This window comes from Photorhabdus sp. P32, from assembly GCF_038085095.1.
Lineage (GTDB): Bacteria > Pseudomonadota > Gammaproteobacteria > Enterobacterales > Enterobacteriaceae > Photorhabdus > Photorhabdus luminescens.
Genome location: NZ_JAZGJN010000286.1, coordinates 91,064 through 109,879 on the forward strand (window position 1 = coordinate 91,064; position 18,816 = coordinate 109,879).

Here is an 18,816-nt window from a genome sequence, read left to right on the forward strand (position 1 = left end):
TATCAGTATAAACAAAGAAAATATTAAAATTTTGAGTGACGAAATGAAAATATTACGGGTACATGAAAGGTTTAAAAACTGGCAAAACATTATTGTTTTTATGAGCTGTACATTATTAATGGCCTGCTCTAAGCACATTGAGACTATACGCAAACCAATTGATGTGTCGCATTCTGGTCAATCCATCGAGATTAATTTTGAACTCAGCAAGAGACAGGTTGGAGATTATCAGTTTGCTCTGCTGTTTGCTACCACGGATGATTATGATGAAATGGACAGGAGATTTAAGTTGTTCGGGAATATTGATCATGATGGGGTTGCAATCCCCATTTCGTTCCGTCTAGTTAAAGATGGTAAGATTTTTTTTGACAAGGAAATAAACGTAGTGAGGTTTGATGGTGTGGAAGCCTTCTATTATGAAGAGAGAAGGATAAATACGGCTGTGCGAGAAATTAAAACACTTTCGTTACCCCCTGGGCGTTATTCTGCTGTCATTACCACCTTGGAGGATGTCCCCGCTTTTAATGGCATTGAGAGTTTTGTAGAGCTCATCTATTTTAATCCGAAGATTTAAGGCGATTTAAAATGGTATCGGTATAAACAAAGAAAATATTAAAATTTGGAGTGATGAAATGAAAATATTACAGGTGCACGAAAGATTTAAAAATTGGAGAAATATTATTGTTTTTATGAGTTGTACATTATTAATGGCCTGCTCTAAGCACATTGATATATACAGACCGATTGACGTATCGAAGTCTGGTCAATCAGTCAAAATTGATTTTGAAATCAGCAAGGTTGGAAATTATCAGTTTGCCCTGCTGTTTGCTAATGGGGATGGTTTTGATGAAATGGAAAGGAGGGATAAATTGTTTGGGAGTATTGATAAGAACGGGGTTGTAATCCCCGTTTCACTTCGTCTGGTTAAAAACGGTAAGGTTTTTTTTGATGAGAAAATAAACGCTGTGGGAAGCGGTTGGGGGCGTACCTTTGATTACGAAGAGAGAAGGGTAAATACGACTGTGCGAGAAATTAAGACATTTTCTTTACCCGCCGGATGCTACTCTGCGGTAATTACTACCTTGGAGGATGTCCCCGCTTTTAATGGCATTGAGAGTTTTGTAGAGCTCACGTATTTTAATCCGAAGATTTAAGGCGATTTAAAATGGTATCAGTATAAACAAAGGAAATATCAAAATTTGGAGTGACGAAATGAAAGTATTACGTATACATGAAAGGTTAAAAAATTGGCGAAATATTATTGTTTTTATGAGCTGTACATTATTAATGGCCTGCTCTAAGCACATTGATACTATATATAAGCCGATTGATGTGTCGCATTCGGGGGAATCCGTCGAGATTAATTTTGAACTCAGTAAGCGAAAGGCTGGAGATTATCAGTTTGCTCTGCTGTTTGATAAAGGGGATGATGATGAAATGAAAAGGCGGCTTGAATTATTCGGTTATATTGATAAGGACGGAGTTATAACCCCCGTTTCGCTTCATTTGGTTAGAAACGGCGAGGTTTTTTTTGACGAGAAAATAAACGCAGGGGGACGTAGCTGGGGACGTAGCTTCGATTACGAAGGGAGAAGTATAACTACGGCTGTGCGAGAAATTAAAACACTTTCGTTACCCCCTGGGCGTTATTCTGCTGTCATTACCACCTTGGAGGATGTCCCCGCTTTTAATGGCATTGAGAGTTTTATACAGCTCATATATTTTAATCCGAAGATTTAAAATGGTATCAGTATAAACAAAGGAAATATCAAAATTTGGAGTGATGAAATGAAAATGTTACAGGTATATGAAAGATTTAAAAATTGGCGAAATATTATTGTTTTTATGAGCTGCACCTTATTAATGGCATGCTCTAAGCCCATTGATATATACAAACCGATTGACGTGTCGAAGTCTGACCAGTCAGTCAAAATTGATTTTGAAATCAGCAAGAAAGGAAATTATCAGTTTGCCCTGCTGTTTGATAAAGGGGATGACTATGAGGAAATGAAAAGGCGGCTTGAGCTGTTCGGAGATATTGATAGGGACGGGATAATAACCCCTATTTCACTTCAGATAGTTAAAGATGGAAAGGTTTTCTTTGATGAGAAAATAAACGCTGGAGGATATGGCTGGGGACGTACCTTCGATTACGAAGAAAGGAGTATAACCACGGCAGTGAGAGAAATTAAAACATTTTCGTTACCCCCCGGACGCTACTCTGCGGTAATTACCACTCTGGAGGATGTCCCTGCTTTTAATAGAATTGAGAGTTTTGTCGAGTTCACCTATTACAATCCAAAAATTTAAGAAGATTTAAAATGACATCGATATAAACAAAGGAAATATTAAAGTTTGGAGTGACGAAATGAGAGTGTTACGTATAAATGAAAGATTCAAAAACTGGCGAAATATTATTATTTTTATGAGCTGTACCTTATTAATGGCATGTTCTAAGTACATTGATACTATATATAAACCGATTGATGTGTCGCATTCGGGGCAATCCGTCGAGATTAATTTTGAACTTAGTAAGAGCGAGGCTGGAGATTATCAGTTTGCCCTGTTGTTTGATAAAGGGAATGATTATCAAGAAATGCTAAGGCGGCTTGAGTTGTTTGGGAGTATTGATAAGGACGGGGTTATAACCCCCGTTTCACTTCATCTGGTCAGAAACGGCGAGGTTTTTTTAGACGAGAAAATAAACGCAGGGGGACGTAGTTGGGGGCGTAGCTTCGATTATGAAAAGAGAAGTATAAATACGGCTGTGCGAGAAATCAAAACACTTTCGTTACCTCCCGGACGTTACTCTGCGGTAATTACTACCTTGGAGAATGTGCCTGCCTTTAATGACATTCAGAGTTTTGTCGAGTTCACCTATTACAATCCGAAAATTTAAGAAGATTTAAAATGACATCGATATAAACAAAGAAAATATTAAAATTTGGAATGACGAAATGAAAGTATTACGTATACATGAAAGGTTCAAAAATTGGCGAAATATTATTGTTTTTATGAGCTGTACATTATTAATGGCCTGCTCTAAACACATTGATATATACAGACCGATTGACGTATCGAAGTTTGGTCAATCAGTTAAATTTGATTTTGAAATCAGCAAGGAAGGAAATTATCAGTTTGTCCTGCTGTTTGCTAGAGGAGATGGGCGTGATGAAATGAACAGGAGAGATGAGTTATTTGGGAGTATTTATGATGACGGGGTGACAACTCCTGTTTCTCTTCATTTGGTTAGAAACGGTCAGGTTTTTTTTGATAAAAAAATAAACACCGGGGGATACGATGGGGGGCAGTCCTTCTATTACGAAGAGAGAAGGGTAAATACGGCTGTGCGAGAAATTAAGACATTTTCGTTACCCCCCGGACGTTACTCTGCGGTAATTACTACCCTGGAAGATGTCCCTGCCTTTAATGGAATTGAGAGTTTTGTCGAGTTCGCCTATTACAATCCGAAAATTTAACGCGAATTACTTTATTTGGAGTGATGAAATGAAAGTATTACAGGTACATGAAAGGTTTAAAAATTGGCGAAATATTATTTTTTTTATGAGCTGCACCTTATTAATGGCATGCTCTAAGCACATTGAGACTATACGCAAACCGATTGATGTGTCGCATTCTGGTCAATCCGTCGAGATTAATTTTGAACTCAGCAAGAGAAAGGCTGGAGATTATCAGTTTGCTCTGCTGTTTTCCACTGGCCGTAGTCATGATGAAAGGGAACGACGACGTAAGTTGTTTGGAAATATTGATCATGATGGAGTGGCAATTCCTGTTTCGCTTCGTCTGGTTAAGGACGGCAAGGTTTTTCTTGACGAGAAAATAAATGCGGTGGGGCTTGATGGGTGGAAATCTTTCTATTACGAAATGAGATTGGTAAATACGGCGGTGAGAGAAATTAAAACATTTTCGTTACCCCCCGGACGTTACTCTGCGGTAATTACCACCCTGGAGGATGTCCCCGCTTTTAATGGCATTGAGAGTTTTATACAGCTCATATATTTTAATCCGAAGATTTAAAATGGTATCGGTGTAAACAAAGAAAATATTAAAATTTGGAGTGGCGTAATGAAAGTATTACAGGTAAACGAAAGATTCAAAAATTGGCGAAATATTATTGTTTTTATGAGCTGTACATTATTAATGGCCTGCTCTAAGCACATTGATATATACAGACCGATTGACGTATCGAAGTCTGGTCAATCAGTCAAAATTGATTTTGAACTCAGCAAGGAAGGTAATTATCAGTTTGCCTTACTGTTTGAAACTGGGGAGGGTTATGATGAAATGGAAAGGCGGTTTAAATTTTTTGGGAGAGCTGATAAAGATGGAGTAATAATTCCTGTTTCACTCCAGATCGTTAGAGATGGCAAGATTTTTTTTGACAAAAAAATAAATGCTAGGGGATACGATGGGGGACAAGCCTTTTATTACGAAGAGAAATATGTAAATACGGCGGTGCGAGAAATTAAAACATTTTTGTTACCCCCCGGGCGTTATTCTGCGGTTATTACCACCTTGGGGGATGTTCCCGCTTTTAATGGAATAGAGAGTTTTGTTGGATTCACCTATTACGATCCGAAGATTTGATTTATGTAGAAAAAAACAAAGAGAAATAACAACTAGAGGAAATAATAAGTATGGAAAATAAATACACTGTAACCTATAAAGTTGCCCCGATGGGGGCTAAGTATGTTTATCAGGAAGATAAGGGAAAGAGCAAAGCGGGAGACATACACAAGTCGTCCGGCGGTCATATGTGGTATGTGATAAGTGACGGTAACGGAAATGAAAGAAGTGTCGGTTTCGAGTCAAGGGACGGTGTACCGTTTGGAGTAGGAAAAGTAACTCCTCATGATAATGCGGCCTATCAAGAGACCACTTATGAAGTGACCATCGCGTTGACTGAGAAACAGTACAAGGAGTTAAGTAAATTCTCAGACAATCCAAAGTCAGGTGGATTTAATCCTGAAACCTATTGGGTGAATTCCAACAGTTGCGTAGATTTCGTGTATTACTCATTACAATCTATTGGGTACAATCGCAAGAATTTCCTAGGAAAGATTTTTGAAGGAAATTTGTTTCCCAATAGTAATCCTCATAAATTAAAGGAAATGTTAGCATATCAGGGAGTTCCGATCATTCGTGACGACCTGATTCGCAATGGCGACCATTATGAAAAAAGAGTAGATTCATTTTATTTACCGCCATGGAAGACAGTGGTTAAAGAGGGGCCGCTTCCCAACCCACCAAAAAGCTTAATTAATATTGATATCAATTCCTCCCCACAACCGCAGAAGCATATTCAGGGCGAAAACAAAGCTCAGCAGGATGTTGCTAACGGGTTTATACAAAATTCTGCAACACATAAAATATCTGCCGTCGGGGATATGCTCAATAAAACAGACTTCACTTCAACCCAAATGGCAAGCCTTACCACCGGTGGTATTCGTCCCGGTGAAATGCAGCTTGACCCCAATGTCCGACCTAATACCTATCTGTCAGAGTTCTATAAGCCTTTCTACCAACCTGGAGACATTAGCAAGCTGGACTTCGGTTTACGCAATGCTGTGACGTTGAACGGATTGTCGGCGATGACAACGTTTAACACTTATGTTGACCCGTTGTTATTGGATCTGAGCGGCAATGGTGCGCACATGACTGATATCCGTGACGGCGTGTTGTTCGACATGGATAACAGTGGCACGCTTAAGCGCAGCGGCTGGGCCGATCGCAATACCGGAATACTGGTGATCGACGATGGTAGCGGTCAGATAAAGAATGCCAGCCAGATGTTTTCCGAATACTACGGTGGTAAGGCCGGAATAAACGGTGCCGCTGGCGAAAAAAATTCAAGGATGGTTTCGGTGCTTTAGCCAGTGAAGATGCCAATAAGGATGGTGTGATTGATGAACGTGATCCGATCTGGAGTCAGTTGCGGGTCTGGGTTGATGGCACACATGATGCAAAAGTCGATGCGGGCGAACTTAAGACACTGGCGGAATTGGGTATTACCCAGATAAACGTCCGGGCTTCAAACAAAACAGAAGTTCGTGATGGGAATAAGGTCGTTGCCAGTGGGTCGTTTACTATTAATGGTAAAACTCAGGAAGTGTTGGCCGTCGATTTTCTCGGTGACCCTGTCAGCAATACCTTGAATACTGATGGAGCTGGCACACGAGTGACCTCCACTCACAACGATATCACAACCAAGGCTTACGCCAGCCAGAGTGAAACAGATGAAACCCTAAATGCCGAGCAACTGGGAGTAAGCAATCTGTATGGTGGCAGCGGCAATGATACGTTGATTGCGGCAAAAACCGGCAGTTGGCTGGTCGGGGGCGCAGGGAGCAATACCTATGTAGGTGGTGCTGGCGATGATGTTTTTGTTATCAGCGCTTCTGACGATACGAAAAATATTCACGGCAATGGTGGGCACGATACAGCGATCATTGTCGGTAACCAAGGTGTGGCACTGGACATGGATCGGGCAGGTTTAACTATTGCCCAAGGCGGGAGCGGCAATGATACCATCATAAGTGGCGGTGCCAACGGTGTCTTTATCAAGGGGGGCTCCGGCAATTCAACTCTGATGGGTGGCATGGGTAACGACGTACTGGTCGGCGGCAGCGGGCACAATACTATCATTGGTGGCACTGGTAAGTCGGTTATCTATGCCGGTCCTCAGGGCGACACAATTTACGCCTCCAAAGGCGGCAGCATCATTCACGCTGGCGGCGGTGATGATAAGATTCTCGGCGGTTTGGGATTAGTATTCCCCCAAGGGAGCCGGTTAGTATTCCCCTTATTGACTGGAATCTGACTAAAATTTCTCCTATTGATATTGACCGGGATATGATTAAAGTTACCCCTGTTAAGCTGACGCCGACTAGAATTAGCACTGGCTTTGTCGACCTGAGGTCGCGTTTTGACCAGAATGTTGACCGGATGTCACTGATTGACCGGATATCACCTATTACCCTAGAGCCAATTAGCATTCTTCCTGTTGAGCCGCGCACAACGCTTAACGTTCCGAAAATCGAGCCAGCAGTGGAACCTACACCGGTGACCACTGACCCTAATTCCATTATGGTCGAAATTCCCTTTTCCGAGGTTACGTTGGGGGACGAGAGCAAGACTATCAATGTGGAAGCTATGGACAGCAAAATAGTTGCCGGCAACGGTGACAATAAGGTGAATGTGATGGGCCGTTTTGCCGATATCACGCTAGGTGATGGTAACAATGTCATTGTCGGCAATGTCAACAAACTAATAGTCGGGCATGGCAACAATAGCATTACCCACAATGTGGATGCTGGAAATGGCGAAGTGGTTGCCGGCAACGGTGACAATAAGGTGAATGTGATGGGCCGTTTTGCCGATATCACGCTAGGTAATGGTAACAATGTCATTGCCGGTAAGGTCGACAGACTAGCAGTCGGACATGGTAATAACGATATTGTGACCAGCGGCGAGTTGTCGACAGTAGAAGTAGGGAATGGTGATAACCATATCGTGACCAGCGGTATGATGTCGAAAGTGAAAGTAGGGGATGGTAATAACCATATTGTGGACAGTGGTACTATATCGACGGTGGAAGTCGGGCATGGGGACAACGATTTGGAATTTAGCGGTAATAGGGGGCGGTTGGTGTTTGGAAAGGACATCAGCCCTGAGCGTCTATGGTTCCAGCATGAAGGGCAGGATCTGCAAATTTCGGTCATTGGCAGCAAGCAGGAGGTAACACTGCATAATTGGTATGCCAGTCCTTCCGAACGACCAGGTAGCATCATGGCTGGTGACGGTCATCGGTTGATGGACCGTGATGTCGAAAATCTTGTCCAAGCTATGGCTGCATTCGCGCCGCCAGCGCCTGCGACCGCAATGCTCAGCGATGTCGAGCAACAGCGGCTGCAACCTGTGCTGGCAGCTAACTGGCACTAACTCGGTAACAAGACCCGCGATGGTTATCGCGGGTCTTCCATAAATAGGTGAATTGCGTCGTTTAACAAAACCTGCGGAATTCTCCCTCCTGAATGCTCATTGTGAGTAAACGCGCTTTTAGCATTAGGGGGAGATGGAGAACAAATAGCTCGAAGAGCTGTTATTTCGTTGGATTTTCTTGCTTCTTGATGTCTATTTTTAGTCTCTTAATCGGAGCGCCGTCTGCGGTAATCATATAATATGCACGAGTCCAAAGTCCCAGTTTCCAGTCAAAACGGCTGATATATTCAGCATACTCTTTTCGCAAAAGTCGGCTTTTTCGGCATGAGTACGTTTATTACTGTGGTTCCAAATTCAGCATAAGAATCTTAGAACGGCGCTGATAGTTGTATAACTCTTGTTTCTGAATCGGTAGCATTGAGAGTTCTGCTGGCTCAAAACCCCGTTCCTGGAACCAATGAATGCTGCGGGTAGTCAGGACAAACAGTTTTTCCAGTCCGAACTGTTTGGAGTGTTCTGCAATGCGATTCAATAGTACTTCACCTCTTAAAGAGCTGCGATATTTAGGATGAACGGCTAAACAAGCCATTTCGCCAATTTTCTCCTCAGGGTAAGGGTAGAGCGCAGCACAGGCGATAGTCAGGTTGTCGCGTTCGATAATGATGAATTTATCAATTTCTCTCTCAAGTTGTTCTCTTGAACGGCGAACCAGAATACCTTGTTGTTCCAGCGGGCGAATAAGTTCGAGAATACCACCAATATCATTGATATTAGCCCGGCGTATTTGTTCTGCGCTTTCCATGACTATTTGGGTGCCAATACCATCACGGGAGAATAATTCTTGCAGTAGAGAACCATCTGCCTGATAACTCAATAAATGGCTGCGACGAACGCCACTCCGGCAAGCTCTTACCGCACTCCGTAAAAAACGGACTGTACCTGAATAATAGTCACCTTTAACTTCGAGCTCTTTAATCAGTTCTGGTGCTTGGTTAAGAAAAACTTCCGATAGAATTTTTCCGTCTTTGTCTTGTACACCTTGAGTAGAACAGAAACCAATTAGTTTTTCAGCCTGTAGTTTGATAGCTAATTGGGTAGCAACATCTTCAAATGGCAAATTAAAACTCTCTCCAGTGACAGAAACCGCAACAGGGCCAATTAGCACGATTGCTCCATTGTCTAATTGACGATTTATAGCGTCCTCATCGATACGGCGAATTTTTCCGCTGTGGCAATAATCCACGCCATCATCAACACCAAGCGGTTGAGCAATTATAAAATTACCGCTAACGACATTAATATTGGCGCCTTGTAACGGTGTATTATTCAAATTCATAGAAAGGCGTGCGGTGATATCCAATTGCAGCAAACCAGCAGATTGTTTGACTAATTCTAATGTCTTATTATCGGTTACACGGGTATGTTTGTGGTAAATCGGTTTGTAATGATGATCTGCAAGGTTTTGTTCAATTTGAGGTCTGGCGCCATAAACGACGACAAGGCGAATGCCCAAGCTATGCAGTAATCCTATATCGTTGATGATATTAGAGAAATTTTCGTGAGCAATAGCTTCTCCACCAAGCATAATAACAAAAGTTTTACCACGGTGTGCATTGATGTACGGAACAGAATGACGAAATCCTTCAACTAATTCGGTGCTGCGTTCTTTCATAACAGACTCTCGATTGAATTTTTATTCGTAATTCATGCTTTTTTATTCCTTTTGAGAGAAAATGGCAAGAGGCAATTCAGATAAAAACATTTTCATATACCTGTAGACGTTAATAATTTGCAAAATATAAAATGCTGTTTATTGATGACAGCATAATGCTGATTAGTTAAAGTTTTTCATTTGATCGTTTCATTTGGTGAATGTCACCCTGAATGTTTGTATTTTATGAATGGAATATTAAGTAGATGAGTCATTCAGATCATAATCTGTCACGACGTCGTTTGTTGCAGGGAGCCGCAGCGATGTGGTTACTTAGTGTTAGCCAGGTGGGTTACGCAGCGTCAGCAAAAATTATCGCAGTACGTATTTGGCCGGCATCCAGTTATACCCGTGTAACGCTTGAATCCAATATTCCACTCAAATATCGCCAGTTTGCGCTGAAAAATCCAAATAGAATTGTGGTTGATCTTGACGGTGTACAACTGAATCATGCTTTAAGTGAGATGGGGGAGCAGATTCAATCCCGCGACCCTTACCTTAAACTGGTCAGGGTGGGGCAGTTTAATCCTAAAACCGTTCGCTTGGTGTTCGAAGTTAAGCAATCGGTCAGCCCACATATGTTTACTTTGAAACCAGTGGCGAAATTTAAACATCGTCTGGTGTTGGATATTTATCCTGTAGCGGGAACGAATACGGATGATGATCCATTACTTGCTCTACTCGAAGAGTACAATAAAGGCCATTTAGCTGAAGATCTGCCAGTGGAAAAACCAAAGTCAGGCAAAGCAGGTAAAGACCGGCCAATCATTATCATGCTCGATCCAGGGCATGGCGGGGAAGATCCTGGCGCTATTGGCAAATATAAGACCCGCGAAAAAGATATTGTTCTGCAAATTGCTCGTCGATTGAAAACGCTGATTCAGCGTGAACCGGGGATGAAAGTTTATATGACCCGTAATGAAGATGTGTTTATCCCGTTAAAAGTCCGGGTGGCAAAAGCGCGTAAGATGCGGGCTGATCTATTCGTTTCTATTCATGCTGATGCCGTTACTAACCGAGTTGCCCGTGGTTCTTCGGTTTTTGCGCTTTCGACTAAAGGTGCAACCAGTAATACCGCACGTTTTCTAGCCCAGACGCAGAATGAAGCTGACCAGATTGGCGGGGTAAGTAAAAGCGGTGATAAGTATTTAGATCATGCGATGTTTGATTTGTTACAAACTGCGACAATCAATGACAGCCTTAAATTTGGCAATGAAGTGCTCAAACGCATGGGCAAAGTGAATAAACTGCATAAAAATCAGGTAGATCAGGCTGGATTTGCGGTACTGAAAGCACCGGATATTCCTTCGATTCTGGTAGAGACTGCGTTTATTAGTAATCTGGAGGAGGAGCGAAAACTGAAAACTGCGCGCTTCCAGCAGCAGATCGCAGAGTCGATTTTTGCTGGTATCAAAGCTTATTTCAAGAATGGGGGTAATTTGGCGATTTGAGTTCTGAGGCCACGTATCTGCTCTCTCTATTATCATTAAACTGAGTACAGATACGACGGCGACAAAATTATCTAAAAATTATTTAGAAGTCACTTCTGGAATTTTTACGCTGAAATGCATGAAAGAATTGGTTGCGGGGGCCGGATTTGAACCGACGACCTTCGGGTTATGAGCCCGACGAGCTACCAAGCTGCTCCACCCCGCGTCCGTTTTGATATTTTGAATAGCGAATATTGGTTGCGGGAGCCGGATTTGAACCGACGACCTTCGGGTTATGAGCCCGACGAGCTACCAAGCTGCTCCATCCCGCGTCCGTTTAGAACCTACTTCGTGCTTTCCTGCATCACTAACGCCTGCCGGAATTGGTTCCATTCGCATATATTGAACTATTTTATCGTGTTGGTTGCGGGGGCCGGATTTGAACCGACGACCTTCGGGTTATGAGCCCGACGAGCTACCAAGCTGCTCCACCCCGCGTCCGATGCGGGCACTATACTCAGGATAAGAGCTGTTGCAAGTTTTTTTGTTAAAAATTGTTTGTTTCGTTACTTTTTTGATGGGTTACTCTGCATGTTGGCGTTTTTTTATTCGTTTGTGTCGTTGTTTTGTTAAGTTATTTTTTTATGGTAGGTTTCATTATTTTTATTGGTTTGGTATTTTGTTCGCCGCAGGGCTATGTTGGTAGGAGAGAGAAAACGACAATGAAATACTGGGGTAAGTATCTGCTGTGTGGAACCGTGATTTCACTGTTGGTTGGATGTCATTCTCGCCCAACGGCGCAGGGCCAACAATATAGAGATGGTCATATCGCTCAGGATTTACGGCTGGTGAATCAACCTAATGCGCAGGGTAAGCCAGTTAACGCAAAGGATTTTTCAGAGCAGATTGCTCTGATTAATCAGGTTGCTCCTCGTCTGTATAATCGTAATAGCTTAACTTTTGACGCCGTTCAAAATTGGATGTTAGCGGGTGGTGAAACCAGTAAGTTGAATCTGTTTAATTTACGCGCTTATCAGATGGAAGGGGTGGATAATTACGGTAACGTCCAATTTACCGGCTACTATACGCCAGTGTTGCAAGCTCGCCGTGTTAAACAGGGGGAATTTAAGTATCCTCTGTACCGGATGCCGCCTAAGAGTAAATATCGCTTACCAAGCCGAACTGAAATATACAATGGCGCTCTTAGCCCCAATTTGATTATTGGTTATAGTCGTTCACTGATTGATAATTATATTATGGAGGTACAGGGCAGTGGTTATGTCGATTTTGGTGATGGTGGGCCACTGACTTTTTTGGGTTATGCCGGTAAGAACGGGCATATTTACCGGAGCATTGGCAAATTACTGATTGAGCGCGGAGAAATTGCGCAGGAAGATATTTCTATACTGGCGATTCGTAAATGGACAGAATCTCACAGTGAGGCAGAAGTTCGTGAGCTGTTGGAGCAGAATCCATCATTTGTTTTCTTTAAACCTGAAAACTTTGCGCCGGTACGGGGCGCCAGTGGCGTTCCTTTAATTGCAAAAGCTTCTGTAGCGGCTGATAAAATGCTTGTTCCACCAGGAACAACCCTGTTGGCAGAGATACCTCTGCTGGATAAAGAGGGTAAATTTACCGGTCAGTACCAGATGCGCCTGATGGTTGCGTTGGATGTCGGTGGGGCAATAAAGGGCCATCATTTCGATATCTATCATGGTATTGGTGGGGCGGCGGGTATAGCGGCAGGTTTCTATAACCATTACGGCCGGGTTTGGGTGTTAAAAAAAGCGCAGCCTACCATGTTGATGGTAAGTCAGTGATAACTCTTCATACATTTTATAACAGGTTTTCAGGATTGATATTCAGTAATGCAAATTTCTCTTTCTGATGCATATATGCAGCGCTTTGCGGGGACTGCCCGTTTATATGGACAAAAAGCGCTTTCTTTGTTTTGCCATTCTCATGTTTGTGTTGTGGGTATCGGTGGTGTGGGCTCCTGGGCGGCTGAGGCTTTGGCTCGTACAGGAATCGGTGCGATCACCTTGATTGATATGGACGATGTTTGTATTACCAATACCAATCGCCAATTACATGCTTTAAAACAGCATATTGGGCAACCAAAAACTGAAGTGATTGCCGAGCGTATTTTGGCGATTAATCCAGAGTGCAAAGTGACTTGTGTTGATGATTTTCTCACACCCGATAATGTTGAAGAGATGATGGCGGCTGGATTCAGTTATGTGATTGATGCTATCGATAGTGTCAGGCCGAAAGCGGCTCTGTTGGCTTATTGCCGTCGCCATAAAATTCCACTGGTCACAACCGGCGGCGCAGGTGGGCAACTTGACCCGACTCAGATTCAGGTTGTTGATTTGGCGAAAACAGTTCAGGACCCTTTAGCGGCTAAACTGCGAGAAAGGCTGAAATCTGATTATCGTGTTGTGAAGAATGGTAAAGGGAAATTGGGCATTGATTGTGTGTTCTCAACCGAGCAATTGGTTTATCCGCAGGGTGATGGCTCTGTTTGTGCCGCGAAAAGTACCGCCGAGGGAACTAAGCGTATGGATTGCGCTTCTGGTTTTGGCGCCGCAACGATGGTCACGGCGACATTTGGATTTGTAGCGGTTTCCCATGCCCTGAAAAAGATGGTTGCTAAAGCGCAACGTCAAGGCGATCTTTGATATAAGATTTTGCGGTATTTTGCACGGTATTAATCAGCGATTTGACGCCGTTCAGCCGTGAGCCGCTTATCTGCTGTTCCAGCCCAAGTTGGTGGAACAGCGCCAACAGGTTAGTTGCTAAAATTTGTTCCGGTGTTTTGCCTTCTACGGCAGTCAAGATCACGGCCAGTAGACCTTTTACAATGCGGCCTTCGCTGTCGCCATAAAAATGCAAATGACCGTCTGGCAGTAATTGATGCCCTAACCAAACCCGGTTTTCACAGCCGGACATTTCAGTATCTTGTTGTTTCAAGCTTTCTGGCAATGCGGGCAGTTTCTTTGCCAGTAAGATTAATTGGCGATAACGATCTTCCCATTGGCGGCATTGGTCAAAGGTTGCAATGAGCTGTTGTTGGCTGATTTCCCGGCCAAATGGGTGTGGTGCAATCTGGTTTTCAGCGGCTTGAGTCATAATGTCATTCAATCCTGTTATTCATTCATCCTGTAATAGAGAAAGGCCAAATTTTACTGCTTGAATTAAAGCATCGGCATCCTGCTGATTGTTGTAAGGCATAAAAGAGGCGCGTAAACAGCCGCTGATGCTTAAAGCTTCGATCAGGGGTTGAGCGCAGTGTTGACCGGAACGTAACGCAATATTTTGTTCCGCCAGAATGGCGGCCAGATCACTGTGATGAATGTCGGTAAAATTAAAAGCCAATAAGCTGGAACCGGCAATGCGGTAGCTGATAAATCCGGGTAAAGCGGAGAGTTGTGCTTCGGTATAGTCAGCAAGTGCGACTGCATGGGCTTCGGCTTTGGCAATATCGATATCTTGCAACCATTCCAGCGTGGCAGAAAAGCCAATAATACCGGCAACATTTGGTGTGCCTGCTTCAAACCGGAAAGGTACCGCTTCTGGTGTAAAACCGTTGAATGAAGTGTGGGAGAGCATTTTCCCGCCCCCTTGCCAGGGAGACATAGCATTAAGTAACTCGCTTTTGCCGTAAAGTACGCCAACACCGTTCGAGCTATAGAGTTTATGAGCAGAGAATGCGTAGAAATCGATATCTGATTGTTGAACATCAATCGGATTGTGAACAACGCCTTGGGCGCCATCCACAACGACCAGACAACCGTGTTGGTGTGCTATTGCTGTTATTGCAGTGAGATCAACTGTTCCTCCAGTCACGTTGGACATTTGGCTGATGGCTATCAATCGACTGTGTTTGTTTAGCAGTTCAGGCAGGATGTTGATGTCAGGCAACTTGCCATTGCCTAGAGGCCATTTAATCACCTTGGCGCCGATTTGTTCTGCCAACATTAACCAAGGGATCAGATTGGCATGGTGTTCCTGCTCACTGACGATAATTTCATCACCGGGCCGGAGATGAGTGCGGAAATAACTTTGAACAACTAGATTGAGGGATTCTGTTGTTCCTTTTGTCCAGATAATATTTTCAGCTTTCGGAGCGTTGATGAGTTCAGCAACTTGTTGCCGGGCATGTTCATAGCGGGATGTGATTTCCAGCGCTGCTTGGTGCTGGCTGCGATGTACGGTAGCGCTACTGTTTTGATAATAGTCTTGGGTTGCCTTTATCATGGCTTGTGGTTTGAGCGCAGTGGCTGCGCTATCCAGAAATACCGTCTGTTGTTGTAGTGCTGGAAGTTGTTGTAGCGCTGGAAATTGCTGGCGGAACTGTTCTGGTTCGAACTTTTTCATGAGTGTATTAATTTTGTTTTATGGTTATGTATCCGATTGTTTTGGCTGAAAATGGATAGGTTATTACATGGAATAATATTGCCATGTTTTACTCTTTATGCCAAAAAAAAGCACCGCAACTGCGGTGCATTAAAAAATCACTATGGACAGACAGGGTAAATGTACAGGAAGTGAAAAAAAACAGTAGCTTAAGCTACAGGGTCTGGTTTCCCAGACAACTTGCAAACACAACATCACAACCACAAAGCCAAAAGTTTCATAGCGTTAAGCTGATTCACTTTTCGTTCCGGCTTAGGAAGTGGCGCCACTATAGGGATTTACTGGTGTATCCTCAAGGGACAATTTATAATGATTCGGATTACAAAAACTAATAACTAAACATAAAGAGTTACCGGTATCGCCAACATTACATAAGGGCTCACATGTCCAAACGTTTACCACCACTTAATGCGTTGCGGGTTTTTGATGCTGCGGCGCGTCATTTAAGTTTTACTAAGGCGGCTGAAGAGTTATTTGTGACGCAGGCCGCAGTTAGCCACCAGATGAAAAGTCTGGAGGATTTTCTTGGGTTGAAGTTATTTCGTCGTCGCAATCGATCACTATTGTTGACTGAAGAAGGTCAAAGCTACTATCTGGACATTAAAGAGATATTCACGGCGATAAATGAAGCGACACGTAAACTTCAAGCCAGAAGCGCTAAAGGGGCTTTGACGGTGAGTCTTTCACCTAGTTTTGCTATCCAGTGGCTGGTTCCAAGGCTGTCCAGTTTTAATTTAGCTTATCCAGGCATTGATGTCAGAATACAGGCGGTAGATAGAGAAGAAGATAAGCTTGCTGATGATGTTGATGTCGCCATATTTTATGGTCGTGGAAATTGGCCGGGGTTACGTACTGATCGTCTTTACGCAGAATATTTGCTTCCCGTTTGTTCTCCTTCGTTATTGACTGGAGAAAATCCTTTGAAAACCCCCGCAGATTTGGCGCGTCATACGTTGTTGCACGATTCTTCTCGTCGTGACTGGCAAGCGTATGTACGTCAGCTTGATATGCAGCAGCAGATAAATGTTCAGCAAGGACCGATATTTAGCCATAGTGCAATGGTGATCCAGGCTGCTGTTCACGGACAGGGTATTGCACTGGCAAATAATGTCATGGCTCGGACTGAAATTGATGCGGGGCGTTTAGTTTGCCCATTTAATGATGTGTTAGTGAGTAAGAATGCATTTTACCTTGTTTGTCATGACAGTCAGGCTGAATTGGGGAAAATTGCCGCATTCAGACAATGGGTTTTGGCGCAGGCAGCCAGTGAGCAGGAGAAATTGGGCTTTATTACCAATGAGTAAGGATGGAATAAGGCATTACGAGCGGTAAAAGCTCTCAGAGAGAATATGAAAAAGGAAGATAACAGTGAATAGTCGTTTAATGCTTATCTTTGCTGGCCTTAGTGGTTTTTTCTATGTGGCGTTTGGTGCTGTAGGGTCACATTTATTATCTCCGATGATGGAAAAATATCAGATATGTTGGATTGATCTTGGTCTGCAATATCAGGGTATTCACACTCTGGCAATGATGGCGATGTCTGCCATGCTAATGCGTAAAGTTGTGCTCTGGTTTTACTGGAGCGGCGTCTTTTTTGCAGTAGGTATCTTGTTGTTTAGCGGCAGTCTCTATTGTATGGCCTTGTTACAGGTTAAATTTTTTACGTATATTACGCCAGTTGGAGGATTTAGCTTTCTTATCGGCTGGTTTTTAGTATTAATTGGCGCTTTGCGTCTAAGGAAATCGGCGCTTCGCCATGAATAAAATAGCTTTATATTGCCGCCCTGGTTTTGAAAAAGAGTGTGCAGCAGAAATCACTGATAAAGCGGGTCAAAAAGAGATTTACGGTTTTGCCCGGGTGAAAGATAACAGTGGTTATGTCCTGTTTGAGTGTTATCAACATGAAGATGCTGATCGGCTGATTCGTGAGATCCCATTTCGCGAGCTGATTTTTGCCCGTCAAATGCTGGTCGTGGGTGAATTATTGCGAGATTTGCCTCCTGAAGATCGGATAAGCCCGATTATAGGTATGCTGCATGGCGTCATTGAGCGTGCAGGCGAGTTACGGGTTGAGGTGCCTGATACTAATGAAAGCAAAGAGTTATTAAAATTTTGCCGAAAATTTACTGTTCCATTGCGTAATGCTATGCGTCAGGAAAAGATCTTGCTGATGCGGGAAAGCGTTAACCGCCCGGTAATACACGTTTTCTTTATTGCTCCGGGTTGCTGCTATGTTGGTTATTCTTACAGTAACAATAACTCGCCATTTTATATGGGCATTCCTCGGCTAAAATTTCCTTCGGACGCACCGAGTCGTTCAACATTAAAACTGGAAGAGGCGTTCCATGTTTTTATCCCATATGACGAATGGGAAGAGCGGCTGGCTAGCGGTTTATATGCGGTTGATCTAGGCGCGTGTCCCGGTGGTTGGACTTACCAATTGGTGAAACGTAGCATGATGGTTCATGCGGTAGATAATGGCCCGATGGCGCAAAGCTTGATGGATACCGGGCAGGTTAGGCATCACAAAGTTGATGGTTTTAAGTTTCAACCTTCGGCAAAAAACATTTATTGGCTGGTATGCGACATGGTGGAAAAACCAGCAAAAGTGACGCAGTTAATGGCAGATTGGTTGGTTAATGGCTGGTGTCGGGAAGCGATTTTTAATCTCAAATTACCGATGAAAAAGCGTTATGAAGAAGTTGCGCATAATTTGCAGAAAATGAACTTGCAATTAAAAGAGGGGGGGATAAATGCACAAATTCAGGCAAAACACCTTTATCATGACAGGGAAGAAATAACGGTTCATGTCCGTCGTATTTGGTCTGCTTATGCAGCTAGCCGGAATGATTACTGATTAATTGTCGTTAGTCATCATTTTGGAGTAAGTTCATAAAATAGGATTTCCCAAAACGCCTCAGGTATATTCTGAGGCGTTTTTTTAGCATTATTGCATTTTATCTCTCATTACTGTGTGGCGTAAAATGAGTGTATTAGAAGGATTTAATTCATTTTTTTAGTTAAGAAAGTATCACATAATACTCTATTATGAGGTGATTATTATTTAATGTGACAATTAATATTGTATGATTAGTGTCTTAAAATTGTTGATTTTTTTACTTAACTTAAGGTAAATAGAAAAATAAATATATTATTTCAATCGATTGATTAAACGATAAATTAATATGAGATAATTTGATGAATTAAAATTACAAGATAATGAAAGAAATTTTTTGATTAAGATTTTAAGTGTGAAATTTAATTGTGATATTAAGATTGAAATAATATTTATAT

Annotated in this window: 20 protein-coding genes, 3 tRNA genes and 1 pseudogene; 17 read left to right on the top strand and 7 right to left on the bottom strand. The window is 42.8% G+C overall.

From position 1 onward, the window contains the following. Positions 1–43: 43 nt before the first annotated feature. From V2H77_RS18370 to V2H77_RS18420, 11 genes are read left to right on the top strand one after another with little or no spacing between them, the layout of a single operon-like run. Positions 44–574: a DUF5625 family protein gene (locus V2H77_RS18370; RefSeq protein ID WP_341499951.1), complete on the top strand. Its 531-nt coding sequence runs from the start codon at positions 44–46 to the stop codon at positions 572–574. A gap of 58 nt (positions 575–632) precedes the next feature. After that, a complete protein-coding gene (locus V2H77_RS18375) occupies positions 633–1,154 on the top strand; it encodes a DUF5625 family protein (protein ID WP_341499952.1) in 522 nt (173 codons plus the stop codon). Positions 1,155–1,212: 58 nt separating this feature from the next. Further along, positions 1,213–1,740, top strand: a complete 528-nt coding sequence (locus tag V2H77_RS18380) for a DUF5625 family protein (RefSeq protein WP_341499953.1) — start codon at positions 1,213–1,215, stop codon at positions 1,738–1,740. A gap of 48 nt (positions 1,741–1,788) precedes the next feature. Continuing rightward, entirely contained in the window at positions 1,789–2,310 is a 522-nt protein-coding gene (locus tag V2H77_RS18385; protein WP_341499954.1) for a DUF5625 family protein, read from the top strand. A gap of 58 nt (positions 2,311–2,368) precedes the next feature. Next, complete coding sequence (locus tag V2H77_RS18390; RefSeq protein ID WP_341499955.1) at positions 2,369–2,899, top strand: DUF5625 family protein; 531 nt, start codon at positions 2,369–2,371, stop codon at positions 2,897–2,899. 58 nt (positions 2,900–2,957) lie between these two features. Continuing rightward, a complete protein-coding gene (locus V2H77_RS18395) occupies positions 2,958–3,479 on the top strand; it encodes a DUF5625 family protein (protein WP_139657143.1) in 522 nt (173 codons plus the stop codon). Between the two features lie 28 nt (positions 3,480–3,507). Beyond that, positions 3,508–4,038, top strand: coding sequence for a DUF5625 family protein (locus V2H77_RS18400; protein WP_341499956.1), 531 nt, complete (start codon positions 3,508–3,510; stop codon positions 4,036–4,038). Between the two features lie 48 nt (positions 4,039–4,086). Further along, positions 4,087–4,608, top strand: coding sequence for a DUF5625 family protein (locus tag V2H77_RS18405; protein WP_341499957.1), 522 nt, complete (start codon positions 4,087–4,089; stop codon positions 4,606–4,608). Positions 4,609–4,658: 50 nt separating this feature from the next. Continuing rightward, a complete protein-coding gene (locus tag V2H77_RS18410; protein ID WP_341499958.1) occupies positions 4,659–5,894 on the top strand; it encodes a hypothetical protein in 1,236 nt (411 codons plus the stop codon). 26 nt (positions 5,895–5,920) lie between these two features. Then, positions 5,921–6,841 (top strand): calcium-binding protein, encoded by a 921-nt coding sequence (locus tag V2H77_RS18415; RefSeq protein WP_341499959.1) that lies wholly within the window; start codon positions 5,921–5,923, stop codon positions 6,839–6,841. Between the two features lie 32 nt (positions 6,842–6,873). Further along, on the top strand, positions 6,874–7,962 hold the full coding sequence (locus V2H77_RS18420) for a calcium-binding protein (protein ID WP_341499960.1): 1,089 nt from the start codon (positions 6,874–6,876) through the stop codon (positions 7,960–7,962). A gap of 160 nt (positions 7,963–8,122) precedes the next feature. On the opposite strand, the pseudogene V2H77_RS23690 reads toward V2H77_RS18420, so the two are convergent. Together V2H77_RS23690 and argA are read right to left on the bottom strand one after the other, a co-directional pair. Beyond that, positions 8,123–8,272 (bottom strand): annotated as a pseudogene (locus V2H77_RS23690) (IS200/IS605 family transposase); the annotation flags it as partial. Between the two features lie 27 nt (positions 8,273–8,299). Then, positions 8,300–9,634: an amino-acid N-acetyltransferase gene (gene argA / locus V2H77_RS18425; RefSeq protein WP_341499961.1), complete on the bottom strand. Its 1,335-nt coding sequence runs from the start codon at positions 9,632–9,634 to the stop codon at positions 8,300–8,302. Positions 9,635–9,879: 245 nt separating this feature from the next. Here argA and amiC point away from each other — a divergent pair, with 245 nt between their 5' ends. After that, a complete protein-coding gene (gene amiC, locus V2H77_RS18430) occupies positions 9,880–11,124 on the top strand; it encodes an N-acetylmuramoyl-L-alanine amidase AmiC (RefSeq protein ID WP_341499962.1) in 1,245 nt (414 codons plus the stop codon). 128 nt (positions 11,125–11,252) lie between these two features. Here the strand turns inward: amiC and V2H77_RS18435 are convergent. The 3 genes from V2H77_RS18435 to V2H77_RS18445 all read right to left on the bottom strand — a co-directional run bounded on the left by V2H77_RS18435 (position 11,253) and on the right by V2H77_RS18445 (position 11,601). Further along, positions 11,253–11,329, bottom strand: a tRNA-Met gene (locus V2H77_RS18435). A 29-nt stretch (positions 11,330–11,358) separates the two neighbouring features. Then, a tRNA-Met gene (locus V2H77_RS18440) sits at positions 11,359–11,435 on the bottom strand. Between the two features lie 89 nt (positions 11,436–11,524). After that, positions 11,525–11,601: transfer RNA gene (locus V2H77_RS18445), tRNA-Met, on the bottom strand. 224 nt (positions 11,602–11,825) lie between these two features. Between V2H77_RS18445 and mltA the strand changes: the two genes are divergently transcribed. Both mltA and tcdA read left to right on the top strand, forming a co-directional pair. Further along, positions 11,826–12,923: a murein transglycosylase A gene (mltA, locus tag V2H77_RS18450; protein ID WP_341499963.1), complete on the top strand. Its 1,098-nt coding sequence runs from the start codon at positions 11,826–11,828 to the stop codon at positions 12,921–12,923. A gap of 48 nt (positions 12,924–12,971) precedes the next feature. Then, positions 12,972–13,784, top strand: coding sequence for a tRNA cyclic N6-threonylcarbamoyladenosine(37) synthase TcdA (tcdA, locus tag V2H77_RS18455; protein WP_341499964.1), 813 nt, complete (start codon positions 12,972–12,974; stop codon positions 13,782–13,784). Here tcdA and csdE read toward each other — a convergent pair. Both csdE and csdA read right to left on the bottom strand, forming a co-directional pair. Next, a complete protein-coding gene (csdE, locus tag V2H77_RS18460) occupies positions 13,756–14,235 on the bottom strand; it encodes a cysteine desulfurase sulfur acceptor subunit CsdE (protein ID WP_341499965.1) in 480 nt (159 codons plus the stop codon). The genes tcdA and csdE overlap by 29 nt on opposite strands. A 21-nt stretch (positions 14,236–14,256) precedes the next feature. Continuing rightward, the gene (gene csdA / locus V2H77_RS18465) at positions 14,257–15,483 is read right to left on the bottom strand and encodes a cysteine desulfurase CsdA (protein WP_341499966.1); all 1,227 of its coding nucleotides are present in this window, start codon (positions 15,481–15,483) and stop codon (positions 14,257–14,259) included. A 422-nt stretch (positions 15,484–15,905) separates the two neighbouring features. On the opposite strand from csdA, the gene V2H77_RS18470 reads away from it, so the two are divergent. The 3 genes from V2H77_RS18470 to rlmM all read left to right on the top strand — a co-directional run bounded on the left by V2H77_RS18470 (position 15,906) and on the right by rlmM (position 18,379). Continuing rightward, positions 15,906–16,826: a transcriptional regulator GcvA gene (locus tag V2H77_RS18470; protein ID WP_040151422.1), complete on the top strand. Its 921-nt coding sequence runs from the start codon at positions 15,906–15,908 to the stop codon at positions 16,824–16,826. A 64-nt stretch (positions 16,827–16,890) separates the two neighbouring features. After that, positions 16,891–17,286, top strand: coding sequence for a DUF423 domain-containing protein (locus V2H77_RS18475; RefSeq protein WP_341499967.1), 396 nt, complete (start codon positions 16,891–16,893; stop codon positions 17,284–17,286). Beyond that, the gene (rlmM, locus tag V2H77_RS18480; protein WP_049583701.1) at positions 17,279–18,379 is read left to right on the top strand and encodes a 23S rRNA (cytidine(2498)-2'-O)-methyltransferase RlmM; all 1,101 of its coding nucleotides are present in this window, start codon (positions 17,279–17,281) and stop codon (positions 18,377–18,379) included. The genes V2H77_RS18475 and rlmM overlap by 8 nt, the downstream gene beginning before the upstream one ends. The last annotated feature ends 437 nt before the right edge of the window (positions 18,380–18,816 follow it).